Raw genomic sequence first — 14,229 nt, forward strand, 5'->3', positions numbered from 1 at the left:
TATTCGAAGATCGTCAGCGAGATCAAGGCGGCGCAGTAGGGACTGTTCCAACAGTTGGAAGCAAGCTTGCGTTCCGTGTCGCCCCCCTCAGGCCTGCCGGCCATCTGCCCCTTAGCGGGGGAGATTCGCTGGGTTATGGCCTGTCGCCAATCTCCAGCGCAGCACCCCCTCATCCGGCCGCTGCGCGGCCACCTTCTCCCCGCTGGGGAGAAGAGGAAAGCGCCGGCGCCAGCGATCTCCTCTCCCCTCGGGGAGAGGTCGGATTGCCCCGAATTGCCCTTCGCAATTCGGCTGGCAATCCGGGTGAGGGGGTGCTTGCCCAACGGCCGTTCAATCCGACAAAGGGTCTTCGAGCGTCACGCCGGCGTCGCGCAGGCGCTGCAGCATGGCATCGAGCGAACCGTTGAGATCGATGCCGCGGCAGGCATCGAGCCGCACTGTGGTTTTGAAGCCCTGGCTAACGGCGTCCAGCGCCGAAAAGCCGACGCAGAAATCGGTCGCCAGCCCGACCAGGGTCAGCGTGTCGATGCCGCGCTCCCGGAGGTAGCCGGCAAGGCCGGTCTGCGTCGTGCGGTCGTTCTCGAAGAAGGCCGAATAGCTGTCGATATCAGACCGAAATCCCTTGCGAATGACGAGCTCGGCCTTGGTCCAGGCGAGGCCGGAATGGAAATCCGAGCCCAGGCTGCCCTGGATGCAGTGGTCCGGCCACAGCGTCTGCTGACCATAGGGCATTTCGATCATCGTGAAAGGCTGCGCGCCCGGATGGCTGGAGGCAAAGCTGGAATGACCGGCGGGATGCCAGTCCTGCGTCAGCACGACATGGTCGGTTCGCCGGATCAGGTCGTTGACCAGCGGCACGATCTCATCGCCGCCGGCAACCGCCAGCGCGCCGCCGGGACAAAAGTCGTTCTGCAGGTCGATGACAACAAGCGCCTCGTCGGCCATGGGCTTTCCTCTTCCGTATGCAGGCTCCAGTGGAAAATGCCGCTGACGCGACCGGACGCAGAAACTTGACCAGATGGCCGGCGGCGTCAACCTCTCGCGACATAACAAATGCGTGCCGGCCGGGCCGCCGCAAACTCGGGCTTTGACAAATCCTGCGGGCTTGATATCATTTGCATACGAATGAGTTTCTCGGCTCGAACGCCGGAAATACCGGATTCGGAAAGTTCCTTTCTGGAAGGCAAAGCGTGATCCGTTACGCGAAACCCACCTCGGTCGACGAAGCGCTCGCTTTGCTTGGCGAGGGCGCCTGGCGCATCCTTGCCGGCGGCACCGATTTCTATCCCGCACAGGGCAGCAAACCCTTCCGCGACAATGTTCTCGACGTTAACGGCCTGGCTTCGCTGCGCGGCATTGCCGAGACGCACGACCATTTCGTCATCGGCGCGCGCACGACCTGGACCGACATCGTCCGCCATCCCTTGCCGCCGGCCTTCGATGCGCTGAAACAGGCGGCGCGTGAGGTTGGCTCGGTGCAGATCCAGAACGTCGCCTCGGTCGCCGGCAATCTCTGCAACGCATCGCCTGCCGCAGACGGCGTGCCGGCCCTGCTCGTCCTCGACGCGGAGGTCGAGCTGCGCTCGGTGGCCGCGACGCGGCATCTGCCGTTGCAGGACTTCATTCTCGGCAACCGCCGAACCGCTCTGCTGCCCGGTGAGATGGTCACGGCCATCCGCGTGCCGAAGCCCAGCGGCACGTCGGCCTTCGTCAAGCTCGGCGCGCGCCGTTATCTCGTCATTTCCATCGCCATGGTGGCGGCGCGTCTGGTCGTCCAGGATGGCCTTGTCCGGCAAGCGGCGGTCGCCGCCGGCTCCTGTTCGGTGGTGGCCAAGCGGCTGGCCGGCGTCGAAGCCGCGCTGCACGGTCTGCCGGTGGACGGCGGACTCGCCGACGCGGTCCTGGCCGCGCCGATGGCAGAACTGTCGCCGATCGCCGATGTGCGCGGCAGCGCCGAATACCGGCTCGATGCGGTGCGCGAGATTGTTGCCCGCACGGTGCTCGCGGCTATGGGGCGTACGACTGGCGAAGAGGTGGCGGCATGAGCCAAAATTGGCCTGACGCGCGTGAAGCCCTGCCCGATCCGGGCAGTGCCCAGCCAGGCTTCGGCGCTGCGCGCGCCGATATCGCCTTCGAGGTCAACGGCGCCTCCGTCTCGGTCAATGTGCCGCCGCTGCGCCGCCTGTCCCTGGTGTTGCGCGATGAATTGCTGTTGACCGGCACCAAGGTCGGCTGCGACGCCGGCGACTGCGGCGCCTGTACGGTGCTGGTCGACGGCGATCCGGTCTGCGCCTGCCTGATGTCGGCGGCTTCCGCCGCCGGCGCATCGGTGACGACCGTGGAAGGGCTTGCCAATGGCCGATTGTCGGCGTTGCAGGCCTCTTTCCTCGCCCATGGCGCTGCGCAGTGCGGCATCTGCACGCCGGCGCTGCTGGTCGCGGCAACCGCGCTACTGGACAAGCAGCCCAACCCGACCGAGGTCGAGGTGCAGGACGCGCTCGGCGGAGTTCTGTGCCGCTGCACCGGCTACCGGAAGATCATTGCCGCGGTGATGGATGCCTCGCTGCAGGCAGCAAGCCTGGATTTCCGCTTGCCTCCATCCGGCCATGCGATCGGCTCCTCGCCTATCCGGCTCGACGGCATGCCGAAGGTCACCGGGGCTGAGAAATTCGGCGGCGATTCCTTCCCCGCCGATGCGCTGGCCGTGCTGGTGGTCCGCTCGCCGCATTATCATGCCAGCTTCGCCTTCGGCGACCTCGACGGCTGGGCGAAGGCACATCCCGGCGTTGCCGGTGTCTTCACCGCCGCCGACATTCCGGGAAAAAACTGTTTCGGCGTCATCGGCCCGTTCGCCGACCAGCCGGCGCTGGCGGAAGGGTTTGCCCGCCTTCGCGGTGAGGCTGTGGCGCTGGTCGCCGGCGAGCGCGAGGCGATGCTCGATCTCGACCTCTCGGATTTTCCGATCCGCTGGACCGAATTGCCGCATGTTCTCCAATCCTGCGAAGCGCGCGCCGGCGGTGCCAAGCTCATTCATGAAAACAGGGCGGCAAACTTGCTGACCTCCGGCTTCGTCGAACGCGGCGATCCGGAAGCAGCGCTTGCCGGCGCGGCTTTCACCGTCTCTGGCGCCATCGACACCTCCTATGTCGAGCACGCCTATATCGAACCGGAAGCCGGCTATGCCTATCTGGACGGCGACACGCTGGTCGTCGTCGCCTGCACCCAGGCGCCCTATATGGACCGCGACGAGACGGCGAAGGTGCTCGGCCTAGCCGTCGACAAGGTGCGCATCGTGCCGACCGCGACCGGCGGCGGTTTCGGCTCCAAACTCGACGTTTCGCTGCAGCCGCTGATCGGCCTTGTGGCGATAAAGACCGGGCGGCCGGCGGCACTTGCCTACACCCGCAACGAATCGATGGTGTCGACCACCAAGCGCCATCCGGCCGAGATGAAGGCGACCATCGGCGCCGATGCCGACGGCCTTGTCACCGGCATGATCTTCGAAGGTGACTTCAACACCGGCGCCTATGCAAGCTGGGGCCCTACCGTGGCCAACCGCGTGCCGGTGCACGCCTCCGGACCCTACGCGACGCCGAATTACCGCGCCGAAGGCCGCGCCATCCACACGCATGGGCCGATCTCGGGAGCCTTCCGCGGCTTCGGCGTGCCGCAAGCGACGATCATGCAGGAGACGCTGTATGACGAACTGGCCGGCAGGCTCGGCATGGACCGGCTCGATTTTCGCTTGAAGAACTGCCTTCGTAACGGATCCGAAACGGTTACCGGGCAGCTTCTGGAGTCCGGCGTCGGCATTGCCGAATGCCTCGAATCGCTGCAGCCGCATTGGGTGCGGGCAACAGCCGATGCGGATGCGTTCAACCGTGCCAGCAGGGATAGAAAGCGCGGCGTTGGCGTCGCGTCCTGCTGGTATGGCTGCGGCAACACCTCGCTGCCCAACCCGTCGACCATCCGGGTCGGCATCGCGGCTGACGGCACGGTCATCCTGCACCAGGGCGCTGTCGATATCGGCCAGGGATCCAACACGGTCATCGCCCAGATATGCGCCGACGCGCTCGGCCTGCCGCTTGAGAAATTCCAGTTGAAGAGCGCCGATACAGCCATCACCCCCGACGCCGGCAAGACCTCGGCCTCGCGCCAGACCTTCGTCACCGGCAAGGCGGCCGAAAAGGCTGGCCGCGCCTTGCGCGAAAAGATCCTGCGCTTCGCCAATGTTTCGGAAAAAGCCGCTCTGCAACTGGACGGTTCGGCGATCGTCATCCGCGAGGGAGAAGCCACCCGCCGCATCGATCTCACCACATTGGACGTGGATGCCGAAGGCTTCGTCTTTCGCGCCGAGGAGACCTACGACCCGCCGACGCTGCCCCTCGACGCCAAGGGCCAGGGCAAACCCTACGCCGTCTACGGCTATGGCGCGCAGATCGCCGAATTGGAGGTCGACCTCAAGCTCGGCACGGTGAAGCTGCTGAAAATCACCGCCGCGCATGATGTCGGCAAGGCGATCAACCCGCTGCTGGCCGAGGGCCAGATCGAAGGCGGCATTGCGCAAGGCATCGGCATGGCGCTGATGGAAGAGTATATCCCCGGCCGCACCGAGAATCTGCACGACTATCTCATCCCGACCATTGGCGACGTGCCGCCGATCGAGACCATCCTGATAGAAGTTCCGGATCCGGAAGGACCCTTTGGCGCCAAGGGTTTGGGCGAGCATGTGCTGATCCCGACGGCACCGGCAATCCTCAATGCCATCCGCCACGCCACCGGTGTGCTGGTCACCAAAGTTCCGGCGACGCCGACGCGTATCCGCGCTGGCATCCGCGAAAAAGATGGCATCCGCGAAAAGGAGGCACGCCGATGAGCGAGCTTGCCGAACGCTTCGAGACCCATGATCCCGGCGAGAAGCTGGTGGCGGAGAAGATCCGATGCGATGCCTGTCCGGTGATGTGCTACATCGCGGATGGGCGCACCGGCGCCTGCGACCGCTACGGAAATGTCGGCGGCAGGATCGTGCGGATGGATCCGCTGACCATCCTCGACCATGCATCAGAGACCGGCGCGGCGATCGTGCCGTTCGTCGCCGAGGGCGAGGCATGGGATGGCGAACTGGTCAACACCGGCCGCCGCTTCGTCACCGCAATCGGCGCCGGCACCACTTATCCCGACTACAAGCCGGCCCCCTTCATCGTCAGCCAGGAGGTCGAAGGCGTCGATCTCGTCACCGTCGTCACCGAGGGCATCTTCTCCTATTGCGGCGTCAAGGTGAAGATCGATACCGACCGTCACCTCGGTCCCGAGACGGCAATAGTCCGCGCAGCCGGCGAAGCGATCGGCCATGTCACGACGGGCGAGTATGGCTCGCAGATGCTGTCGCTGGGCGGTGTGCACCATCTGACCGGCGGCTCCAAGGCCGAGGGACGCGCCACCTGTGACGCGCTGCTCAATCTGTGCAACCGCAAGCCGGTGGAACTGGCCATCGACGGCGGCGCCACCATCATAGTCGAAGCCGGCAAAGCACCTGTCATCGACGGCAAGCAGGAACACCGAATGCGCGTCGGCTGCGGCTCGGCCACTATCGGCATGTTCGCCACGCAATGGCGCGGCCTTGTCGACGAGGTGGTGGTGGTCGACGACCACATCACCGGCGTTGTTTCCGAGCATCAGGCCGGCAAGGTGCTGGGCTGGCAGGATACAGGTATAAAAATAATCGGCCGCCGTTCGACGCCGGGCCGCTATTTCAAGGTGTCCGAACCCGGGCTGGGCTGGGGCGGCACCAGCATTTCAGACCCGCTGTCGATCCTCGGAGAGTGGAACGCCAAGAAAGGCGCGCGGCCGGGGCTGTCGCTGCTGATGGTGTCGACCACCGGGGAACAGTTCGCCTATTACGAACTCGACGACGAACTGAAACCGGTGCAAAAACCTTTCCCCGAACGGCTGCAGAAGTCGGTCGGGCTGATCGAGGACAATTGCGAGCCAGCTTTGTGCACAGTGCTGTTCATCGGCGGCGCCGGCGGCTCGCTGCGGGCCGGCGTCACCGAAAACCCGGTCAATCTCACCCGCTCGGTTCAGGGCCTGACCACCTATGTCACGGTCGGCGGCGCGCCGGTCTATGTCTGGCCGGGCGGCGGCATCACGCTGATGGTCGATGTCACCAGAGTGCCTGAGGGTGCCTTCGGCTATGTGCCGACGCCGGCGCTGGTGGCGCCTATCGAATTCACGCTGCGCCGCGACGACTATGTCAGGCTCGGCGGGTACGAGGCCGAGATCCGCAGCGTCGAGGATATTGTCGCAACAGGCGGTGAGTACCTGAATCCGCGCCGCGGCACAGGCGCCGAAGCCACCAATCCATGGCCGCCACTCGCGCAGCTGCGCCGTGCCGGCTCGAACGGGGCCGGGTGATGCAAGGCCCGCAAGCCAACTGGCTGCAGGACGGCAAGCGGCTGCATCTCAACCACGGGCCGATCGACCTGATCGTCGAGGTTTTTGGTGAGACGGATGAATGCCGCCGAGCCTATGAACAGGCGGTAGCGCGGTTCCAGACGATCCTGATGGAGCTGGTCGAGGAGCTCCCCGAATTGCGACTACCGGCGTTTTTCCTGGCGCCTCGCAGCTTCGCCGGCCCGACGGCGCGCCGCATGGAAGCAGCCGTCATGCCCCTGGCGGAATGCTTCATAACACCGATGGCCGCCGTCGCGGGATCGGTAGCCGACGAAATGCTCGCCGCATTGCTTGCCGGCCGCAAGCTCGATCGCGCCTATGTCAACAATGGTGGCGACTGCGCAATCCATATCGGCAGGGGACAGTCGATGGGCTTGGCGGTCGCCGGCACCGGGAACGGCATGGCGGACCGGATCACGATCCGCGCGGAAGATGGCGTTCGTGGCGTTGCCACCAGCGGCTGGCGCGGCCGCTCCTTCTCGCTTGGCATTGCCGACGCCGTCACCGTGCTCGCGCGGACCGGCGCCGAGGCCGATGCGGCAGCGACCCTCATTGCCAACGCGGTGGACCTGCCCGGCAATCCCGCCATCAAGCGCATTCCCGCACATGAATTGTCGCCCGACAGCGATCTCGGCGCGCGCCTGGTGACACATGGTGTCGGCACGCTTGCCCTTGGCGAAGTGGCGCGGGCGCTGGACAATGGCCTTGCCGTCGCCGAAGATTTTCGCCGGCGCGGCCTGATTGCCGCATCGGCGCTGTTTCTTGGCGGTGAGATCCGCATCAGTGGCTCGGTCGCGCTTGCAGCGCCCAACAAAAGTTCGAGGGAGGAAGTTGCCCATGCCTGAGTTTTCGATCCGCAAAATCGCGGTGCTGACCGAAGAGATTTTTCACGAGGGCGGGCCGGTGGCCCAGGTGCCGCGCCGCCGCGCCGCCGCCATGGCCCTGGTGAAAAACCCGTTCGCCGGGCGCTATGTCGAAGACTTGCAGAGCGCCATGGACGATCTGAAGCCGCTCGGCCTGTTGCTCGCCGACCGGCTGATCGCGGCGCTCGGCGGCGACGTCAAGCAGATCGACGGCTACGGCAAGGGCGCCATTGTCGGCACGGCGGGCGAGTTGGAGCACGGTGCGCTGTGGCATGTGCCCGGCGGCTACGCCATGCGCGAACGGCTCGGCGACGCCAAGGCGATCGTGCCGTCGGCCAAAAAGGTCGGCGCGTTCGGTTCAAAGCTCGATGTACCGCTCGGCCACATCAACGCCGCCTATGTGCGCAGCCATTTCGACGCCATGGAAGTCGGCATCAGCGATGGTCCGCGCCCGGACGAAATCCTGTTCTGCCTCGCCATGACCTGTGGCCCGCGCATCCACAATCGCATGGGTGGTCTCGCGGCCGATGACATCAAAGCCTGGGATGGCTTGCGGTGAGCGGCGAGGACAATCTGCTCAAGCTGGTCGAGGTCGAGGCGCCGGACGACCAGGATTACCTGCTGCAGGAGCAGGTCGGCTTCATCCTGCGCAAGGCGCATCAGCGCCATGTGGCGATATTTGCCGCGCATATCGGCGATCTGACGCCGCCGCAATTCGCGGCGTTGGCCAAGCTGCGTGACGTCGGCGAGACCTCGCAGAACCAGCTCGGCACGCTGATCGCGATGGATGCGGCGACGGTGAAGGGCGTCATCGACCGGCTGAAGGCGCGCGGCCTGGTCGAGCTTTCCAGGCACGAGGTCGACAAGAGACGGCTGCTGGTCAATCTGACCGCGGCAGGCCGTGATGCCATCGAGCGCCTGATCCCGCTGGCGCGCGAGATCACCCAGGAGACGCTGGCACCGCTCTCCTCCAAGGAGATCGCCACCTTCATGAAGCTGCTGGTGAAGCTGGCTTAGACCGCCGGGCGCCAAAAAGGCACCCGGCAGGAAGCTTGGCTCAGAGGCCGTTGTCCTTCAGCACCTGGGCGGCGTTTTCCTTGGTGATCTTCTCGGTCGGCAGAGTGATGGTCTTTTCGACCTTCTCGCCGTTGAGGAACTTGATCGCCTGGCGCAGGCCTTCCGCACCGGGAGTGACATAGGTGAAGGTTGCCGTCAGCTCGCCCTTGTTGACCATCTGCACGCCTTCGTTGGGCAGGCCGTCGATACCAATGAACTTGATGTCCTTTTCGCGGCCGACATCCTTGGCGGCGAGATAGGCACCATAGGCCATCGGGTCGTTGTGGCCGTAAACGAGATCGATCTTCTCGTTGCTCTTCAGCGCGTTGGCCATCAGATTGTAGGCCTGATCCTGCTTCCAGTCGCCCGATTGCTGGTCGAGCAGATATTTGATGCCCGGCTCCTTGTCGGTGAATTCGTGGAAGCCGTCGTGGCGGTCATGCGCCGGCTGGGTGCCCATGCCGCCCCAGATCTCGACGACGTTGCCTGCAGCCTTGCCCTTGCCGCCAAGCAGTTCGACGGCATATTCGCCGGCCGCGCGGCCGATCAGCGCGTTGTCGCCACCGACGAACTGCGTGTAGTCCTTGGTCTCGACATTGCGGTCGAGCACGAAGACCGGGATCTTGGCATCGATCGCCTGCTGCACGACACCGGTCAGGCCGGCCGATTCCTTCGGTGACACCAACAGCGCATCGACTTCCTGGCGGATCAGGTTCTCGACATCGGCGACTTGCTTTTCGGTCTTGTCCTCGCCGTCGGCGATGATCAGTTCGACCTCGGGATGCTTGGCGGCTTCGGCCAGAATGTCCTTGTTGAACTGCGCGCGCCAGGGCTCGATGGTCGTCACCTGCGAGAAGCCGATCTTCCACTTCTTGTCCTGGGCGAAGGCATTGCCGGTGGTCAGAAGCGCGGTGGTGGTCAGCAGTGCCGCGGTCACGGCGGCAAGCTTCAACATGTCACGTCGTTTCATTTATTGTTTCCTCCGAGATTGAGAGACGGTGTCTCTTGCGACGGCCGCTTTGCCGCGGCCGTTTCCTTGTGCGCCGATTGCCCGCCGGGCAGGCGCAGATAGGCCAGGAGATCACCGGCATTGCGCTCCTGCACGAGCACGGTGCCGATGATGATCATCCCCTTCAGCACCAGCTGAAGGTTCGAATTGATGTTGTGGAGCTGCAGGATGTTGGAGAGCAGACCGAAGATCAGCACGCCGCAGAACGTGCCGACGAGGCTGCCGCGCCCGCCCATCAGGCTGGTGCCGCCGATGACCACGGCGGCGATGGCGTCGAGCTCCAGCCCGGCGCCGGCATCCGGCTTGCCTTGCCGGTACTGTGCGACATAGAGCACGGCGGCGATGCCGGCGAGCAGCCCCGAGACGGCATAGGTAGCGATCTTGACGCGGCCGGCGGCGATGCCGGAGAGGCGCGCCGCCTCCTCGTTGCCGCCGATGGCGTAGACATAGCGGCCGAACGGCGTGAAGCGCAGCACCGCGCCATAGATCAGGATGGCGCCGAGGAAGAACAGGCCCGGCATCGGGATGATGCCGAACACCAGCGAGCGCAGGATCTCGAAATCGGCGGTCGCGTTGGAGCCTGTATAGACTGGCAGCACCGCATTGTTCTGGCCGGCGGTCAGCCGTGCGATGCCGAGCGCCGTCACCATCATCGCCAGGGTGACGATGAAGGGCTGCAGGCGCCCGGCAACGATGATGAAGCCGTTGAGCGCGCCGAACAGCAAACCAACGCACGGCGCCACCAGCAGCACGCCGAGCACACCGAATTTCGGCTCGATCTGCGGCAGCAGAAACCACAGCGACAGGCAGCACAGGACCACGCCGACGACGGCGGGCGTGACCAGGCCGCGAATCCCGTCCAGCTTGATCTCACGGAGGAGGTCGGCGCCGGCACGGGATTTTGCCAGGTTCTGGAAAATGAAACGGGTGACGACGAAACCGAGGCAAAGCGCCACCAGGGCGACGGTTGGCACGCCCAGCACGACGCCCGGCGTCACGCCTGGAACCGTCAGCAGCATGGCGCAGACCACCGAGCAGATGGCCATTAGCGAGCCGACGGAGAGATCGATGCCGCCGGTGATGATGACAGCCGTCATGCCAGTGGCGATCAGGCCGGTGGTCGACACCTGGCGCAGCACATCGAGCAGATTGCCGTAGGAGAGGAAGATGTTGTTGCCCTTCGAGCTCATCGGCGAGCCCAGGACACCGATCAGGAAGATGGCGATCAGGCCCCAATAGAGCTTGGTCCGGGACAGGAGTTTCAAAACGGTCATGCGGCTGGTCTCGATATGGTCCGGCGCGGGGCGGCGAGGCGCATGATGGCCTCCTCACTGGCCGCGTCGCGGGAAAGAATGCCTGTCTGGCGGCCATCGGCCATCACCAGGATGCGGTCGGAGAGGTGCAGCAGCTCCGGCAGTTCGGAGCTGATGACGGCGATGGCGAGACCGTCGCGCGCCAGCTTGAAGATCAGGTCGTAGATCTCGCGTTTGGCGCCGACATCGATGCCGCGCGTCGGCTCGTCGAGCAACAGCACCCTCGGCTTCGTCGCCAGCCATTTGCCGATGACAACCTTCTGCTGGTTGCCGCCCGACAGCGTACCGGCGGGCTGGTCGATGTCCCGGCAGCGGATGCCGAGGGCCTTGACCGCCTGCCGCGCCAGCCCCTGCTCGCCGGCCAGCGAGCGGATGCCGAAGCGGGCCAGCGAGCCGACCAGCGGCAGCGCGACATTGTCCGCGATCGAAGCCTGCAGATGCAGCCCTTGCGTCTTGCGGTCCTCGGTCACCAGCGCAATGCCCAGCCGCCTCGCATCGCGCGGCGAACGGATGTCCACGGGATGGCCGTCAATACGGATTTCGCCGCCGGTGCGGCCATCGCTCGAGCCGAAGATCGCTTCCAGGATCTCGGTGCGGCCCGAACCCAGCAGCCCGCCAATGCCGAGGATTTCTCCGGCGGCAAGATCGAAGCCGACGCCGTCGATCACCGTGCGCCAACCATGCGCATCGGGCTTCGACAGCGACAGGTTTTCGACCGAAAGCACGGTCATGCCGCTGGTGTTGCGCTCTTCCTCGGAGGAAGCGAGCAGGTTGCGGCCGACCATCGCCGAAATGATCGTATCTTCGTCGAGCCTGGCCATCGGCTCGGTCAGCACATGGCGGCCGTCGCGAAACAGGGTGACGCGGCTGGCCAGATGCATGACCTCGTCGATGCGGTGCGAGATGTAGACGATGGCGACGCCGCTGTCGGCAAGCTGGCGGATGATGCGGAACAGCCGCTGGCATTCGGCCGGCGAAAGCGCCGAGGTCGGCTCGTCCATGATCAGGATGCGTGCCGACATCGACAGAGCCTTGGCGATCTCGACCAGTTGCTGCTCGCCGACACGCAGGGCGCCGACGCGGGCTTGCGGATCGAGTTCGATGCCGAGCCGCTGCAACAAAGCACCTGCCGCGCGGCTGCTCGCCTTGCGGTCGACGATCAGCCCGGCGATCAGCTTCTCGCGGCCGAGGAAGATGTTGTCGGCGACGCTGAGCTCGGGCACTAGGTTGAGCTCCTGATGAATGATGGCGATGCCGGCATCCTCGGCGTCGCGCACGCCGGCGAAGCTGACGGGGCGGCCATCGACGCTGACCGTGCCTTCATAGCCGGTATAGACGCCGGAGAGGATTTTCATCAGCGTCGACTTGCCGGCGCCGTTCTCGCCCATCAAGGCATGAACCTCGCCGCGACGCAGCTCAAAGCCGACATCGACAAGCGCGGCGATGCCGCCGAAGCTCTTGGAAATGCGCTCGGCACTCAGAACGATGTGCGACCGATCGGCCGCACCGTGCTCCGGGGACAGGCAATTGCTCTCTTGCATGACAATGGCGGCCTCCCTTCCGTCGTCGTCAACTTCCCGCAAACGCTAATCTAAACGTTTCGATCATGTCAAGCCGATATAAGGTGCCGGGCGTTTGATGCAATTCGATTCTTGCTTAAAAGGACAGGATTCCGTACGTATTGGCCAACAAGGGTGGCGAAACGTTTCGAAAATGACAGCGTCAGGGCAAAAAAGACACCGCAAATCCACCGCGCCCACCATGCTTCATGTGGCTGAAGCGGCGCGTGTTTCTGTCGCCACCGTTTCGGCGCTGATCAATGGCACGGCGACGGTCAGCCCGGAGCTTAGCCAGCGCATCGAGCAGGCGATCCGCGATATCGGCTACAAGCGCAACGCGATCGCCCGCAGCCTGAAGATGGGCACGACCCGCACCATCGGACTGACCGTGCCGCACATCACCAACCCGTTCTTCACCGATGTCGTCTCGGTCATCCAGCAGGCCTTCGACCGGGCCGGCTATGCCGTCATGCTGTGCTGCACGGACGAGGATTTGAACACCCAGGACGACCAGATCAGGCTGCTGCTCGACCGCATGGTCGACGGGCTGATCGTGGCGCGCGTCGGCGACGGCGCGATCCTCAAGCGGATCGTCGACGACGCCAACGTGCCGGTCGTGCTGCTCGATCGTATCTGCAAAGGCATCGACACCGATGCCGTGGTGCTGGACAACCAGCGCGCGGTGTTCGACGCCATCACCTATCTGATCAATCTCGGCCACCGGCGCATCGGTTACATCACCGGCACCTCGGACATCTCGCCGATGCATGACCGCATGGCGGGATATCGCGAGGCGCTTCACGCCGCCGGCCTGCCGATCGCCGAGGAGCTGATCCGCTTCGGCAATTTCCACGAGATCGATGGCTATAACGAAACCATGCAGATGCTTTCCTCGCATGATCGTCCAAGCGCGATCTTCTCGGCGAACAATCCGATGGTGATCGGCACCATGAAGGCGATCCGCGACATCGGCCTGTCCTGCCCGGAAGATATTTCGGTCGCCTGCTTCGACGACTTTCCATGGTCCGACGTGTTCCAGCCGCAGTTGACCACGGTGGCCCAGCCCGTGCAGGCGATCGGCGAACAGGCGGCCAATCTGCTTCTCGATCGTCTCGCCGGCAACAGGGACGCGCCGCCGCGCAAGCTTTTGCTCAAGGGCAGGCTGATGATCCGCAATTCATGCCGTCCGCTCGGCGCGATTGCGCAGAGCGTGAGCGCGTAGCCTTCCCCCGGCGTAAGTCGGAGCAGGGCCTGTCAGGCCGCCTGCGACAGGGATTTGTGCGCGTCGGCCAGGATTTCGAACGACCGCACCCGCGCCGCATGATCAAACATCTGCGCAGTGACCATCAGTTCGTCGGCACCGGTGCGGCGCACGAAGGCATCGAGGCCTTGCCGCACCGTTTCCGGGGAGCCGACGACGGCGCAGGACAATGCCTGGCCGAGCATTGTCTTTGCCATCGGATCGAGATCGCGGTCATAGTTCTCGACAGGTGGCGGCAGCCGGCCGGCCCGACCGGTGCGCAGATTGACGAAAGCCTGCTGCAGCGAGGTGAACAACAAACGGGCCTCCGCATCGGTGGGCGCGGCGAAGACATTGAGGCCAAGCATGACATGCGGCTTGTCGAGCTGCTCGGACGGCTGGAAGCGCGAGCGGTAGACATCCAGCGCGTGATCCAGCTCCGCCGGCGCGAAATGCGAAGCGAAGGCGTAGGGCAGGCCGAGCATGGCGGCGAGCTGCGCGCCGTAGAGGCTGGAGCCGAGGATCCAGACCGGCACGTCCTGGCCTTCGCCGGGCACGGCGCGAATTCGCTGGCCTTCCTCGGCCGGCTGGAAATAGCCCATCAGCTCGACGACATCCTGAGGGAAATTGTCAACCCCGGCCTCAAGATTGCGGCGCAAGGCACGGGCGGTGCCCATGTCGGTGCCGGGCGCCCGGCCGATGCCGAGATCGATGCGGCCCGGATGCAAGGCGGCCA

The 14,229-nt window shown here is 64.9% G+C and carries 12 protein-coding genes; 7 read left to right on the forward strand and 5 right to left on the reverse strand.

The genetic code is table 11. The features are described 5' to 3' along the window. Nucleotides 1-330: 330 nt before the first annotated feature. Nucleotides 331-945 (reverse strand): bifunctional nicotinamidase/pyrazinamidase, encoded by a 615-nt coding sequence (pncA, locus tag EOB49_RS26395; protein ID WP_127267041.1) that lies wholly within the window; start codon nucleotides 943-945, stop codon nucleotides 331-333. A 245-nt stretch (nucleotides 946-1,190) separates the two neighbouring features. Between pncA and EOB49_RS26400 the strand changes: the two genes are divergently transcribed. The 6 genes from EOB49_RS26400 to EOB49_RS26425 are packed head-to-tail and all read left to right on the forward strand — an operon-like array spanning nucleotide 1,191 to nucleotide 8,333. Further along, complete coding sequence (locus tag EOB49_RS26400; protein WP_127382709.1) at nucleotides 1,191-2,045, forward strand: xanthine dehydrogenase family protein subunit M; 855 nt, start codon at nucleotides 1,191-1,193, stop codon at nucleotides 2,043-2,045. Beyond that, on the forward strand, nucleotides 2,042-4,876 hold the full coding sequence (locus EOB49_RS26405) for a molybdopterin-dependent oxidoreductase (RefSeq protein ID WP_127382710.1): 2,835 nt from the start codon (nucleotides 2,042-2,044) through the stop codon (nucleotides 4,874-4,876). Before EOB49_RS26400 ends, EOB49_RS26405 begins: the two co-directional genes overlap by 4 nt. Further along, on the forward strand, nucleotides 4,873-6,414 hold the full coding sequence (locus tag EOB49_RS26410) for a 6-hydroxynicotinate reductase (RefSeq protein WP_127382711.1): 1,542 nt from the start codon (nucleotides 4,873-4,875) through the stop codon (nucleotides 6,412-6,414). Before EOB49_RS26405 ends, EOB49_RS26410 begins: the two co-directional genes overlap by 4 nt. After that, nucleotides 6,414-7,298 (forward strand): UPF0280 family protein, encoded by an 885-nt coding sequence (locus tag EOB49_RS26415; protein WP_127382712.1) that lies wholly within the window; start codon nucleotides 6,414-6,416, stop codon nucleotides 7,296-7,298. Before EOB49_RS26410 ends, EOB49_RS26415 begins: the two co-directional genes overlap by 1 nt. Further along, complete coding sequence (locus EOB49_RS26420; protein WP_127271009.1) at nucleotides 7,291-7,875, forward strand: amino acid synthesis family protein; 585 nt, start codon at nucleotides 7,291-7,293, stop codon at nucleotides 7,873-7,875. Before EOB49_RS26415 ends, EOB49_RS26420 begins: the two co-directional genes overlap by 8 nt. Then, nucleotides 7,872-8,333: a MarR family transcriptional regulator gene (locus EOB49_RS26425; protein ID WP_127382713.1), complete on the forward strand. Its 462-nt coding sequence runs from the start codon at nucleotides 7,872-7,874 to the stop codon at nucleotides 8,331-8,333. The genes EOB49_RS26420 and EOB49_RS26425 overlap by 4 nt, the downstream gene beginning before the upstream one ends. Nucleotides 8,334-8,373: 40 nt before the next feature. Here EOB49_RS26425 and EOB49_RS26430 read toward each other — a convergent pair whose 3' ends face one another. From EOB49_RS26430 to EOB49_RS26440, 3 genes are read right to left on the reverse strand one after another with little or no spacing between them, the layout of a single operon-like run. After that, a complete protein-coding gene (locus EOB49_RS26430; RefSeq protein WP_127382714.1) occupies nucleotides 8,374-9,342 on the reverse strand; it encodes a substrate-binding domain-containing protein in 969 nt (322 codons plus the stop codon). Next, the gene (locus tag EOB49_RS26435) at nucleotides 9,339-10,655 is read right to left on the reverse strand and encodes an ABC transporter permease (protein WP_127382715.1); all 1,317 of its coding nucleotides are present in this window, start codon (nucleotides 10,653-10,655) and stop codon (nucleotides 9,339-9,341) included. Before EOB49_RS26435 ends, EOB49_RS26430 begins: the two co-directional genes overlap by 4 nt. Beyond that, nucleotides 10,652-12,235, reverse strand: a complete 1,584-nt coding sequence (locus EOB49_RS26440) for a sugar ABC transporter ATP-binding protein (protein WP_127382716.1) — start codon at nucleotides 12,233-12,235, stop codon at nucleotides 10,652-10,654. Before EOB49_RS26440 ends, EOB49_RS26435 begins: the two co-directional genes overlap by 4 nt. Nucleotides 12,236-12,455: 220 nt before the next feature. On the opposite strand from EOB49_RS26440, the gene EOB49_RS26445 reads away from it, so the two are divergent. Continuing rightward, entirely contained in the window at nucleotides 12,456-13,475 is a 1,020-nt protein-coding gene (locus EOB49_RS26445; RefSeq protein WP_127267670.1) for a LacI family DNA-binding transcriptional regulator, read from the forward strand. 32 nt (nucleotides 13,476-13,507) lie between these two features. On the opposite strand, the gene EOB49_RS26450 is transcribed toward EOB49_RS26445, so the two are convergent. Then, a partial coding sequence (locus EOB49_RS26450) for an LLM class flavin-dependent oxidoreductase (RefSeq protein WP_245472846.1) occupies nucleotides 13,508-14,229 on the reverse strand: 722 nt, incomplete at its 5' end.

The organism is Mesorhizobium sp. M7A.F.Ca.MR.148.00.0.0, from assembly GCF_003997735.1.
In the GTDB taxonomy this organism is placed as follows: domain Bacteria; phylum Pseudomonadota; class Alphaproteobacteria; order Rhizobiales; family Rhizobiaceae; genus Mesorhizobium.

What these genes read in the sequence shown, in the direction of transcription:
- EOB49_RS26415 (WP_127382712.1), top strand. Translation starts at nt 6,414, where the DNA reads ATGCAAGGCCCGCAAGCCAACTGGCTGCAGGACGGCAAGCGGCTGCAT.
- EOB49_RS26405 (WP_127382710.1), top strand. Translation starts at nt 2,042, where the DNA reads ATGAGCCAAAATTGGCCTGACGCGCGTGAAGCCCTGCCCGATCCGGGC.
- EOB49_RS26420 (WP_127271009.1), top strand. Translation starts at nt 7,291, where the DNA reads ATGCCTGAGTTTTCGATCCGCAAAATCGCGGTGCTGACCGAAGAGATT.
- EOB49_RS26440 (WP_127382716.1), bottom strand. Translation starts at nt 12,235, where the DNA reads ATGCAAGAGAGCAATTGCCTGTCCCCGGAGCACGGTGCGGCCGATCGG.
- EOB49_RS26445 (WP_127267670.1), top strand. Translation starts at nt 12,456, where the DNA reads ATGCTTCATGTGGCTGAAGCGGCGCGTGTTTCTGTCGCCACCGTTTCG.
- pncA (WP_127267041.1), bottom strand. Translation starts at nt 945, where the DNA reads ATGGCCGACGAGGCGCTTGTTGTCATCGACCTGCAGAACGACTTTTGT.
- EOB49_RS26430 (WP_127382714.1), bottom strand. Translation starts at nt 9,342, where the DNA reads ATGAAACGACGTGACATGTTGAAGCTTGCCGCCGTGACCGCGGCACTG.
- EOB49_RS26435 (WP_127382715.1), bottom strand. Translation starts at nt 10,655, where the DNA reads ATGACCGTTTTGAAACTCCTGTCCCGGACCAAGCTCTATTGGGGCCTG.
- EOB49_RS26410 (WP_127382711.1), top strand. Translation starts at nt 4,873, where the DNA reads ATGAGCGAGCTTGCCGAACGCTTCGAGACCCATGATCCCGGCGAGAAG.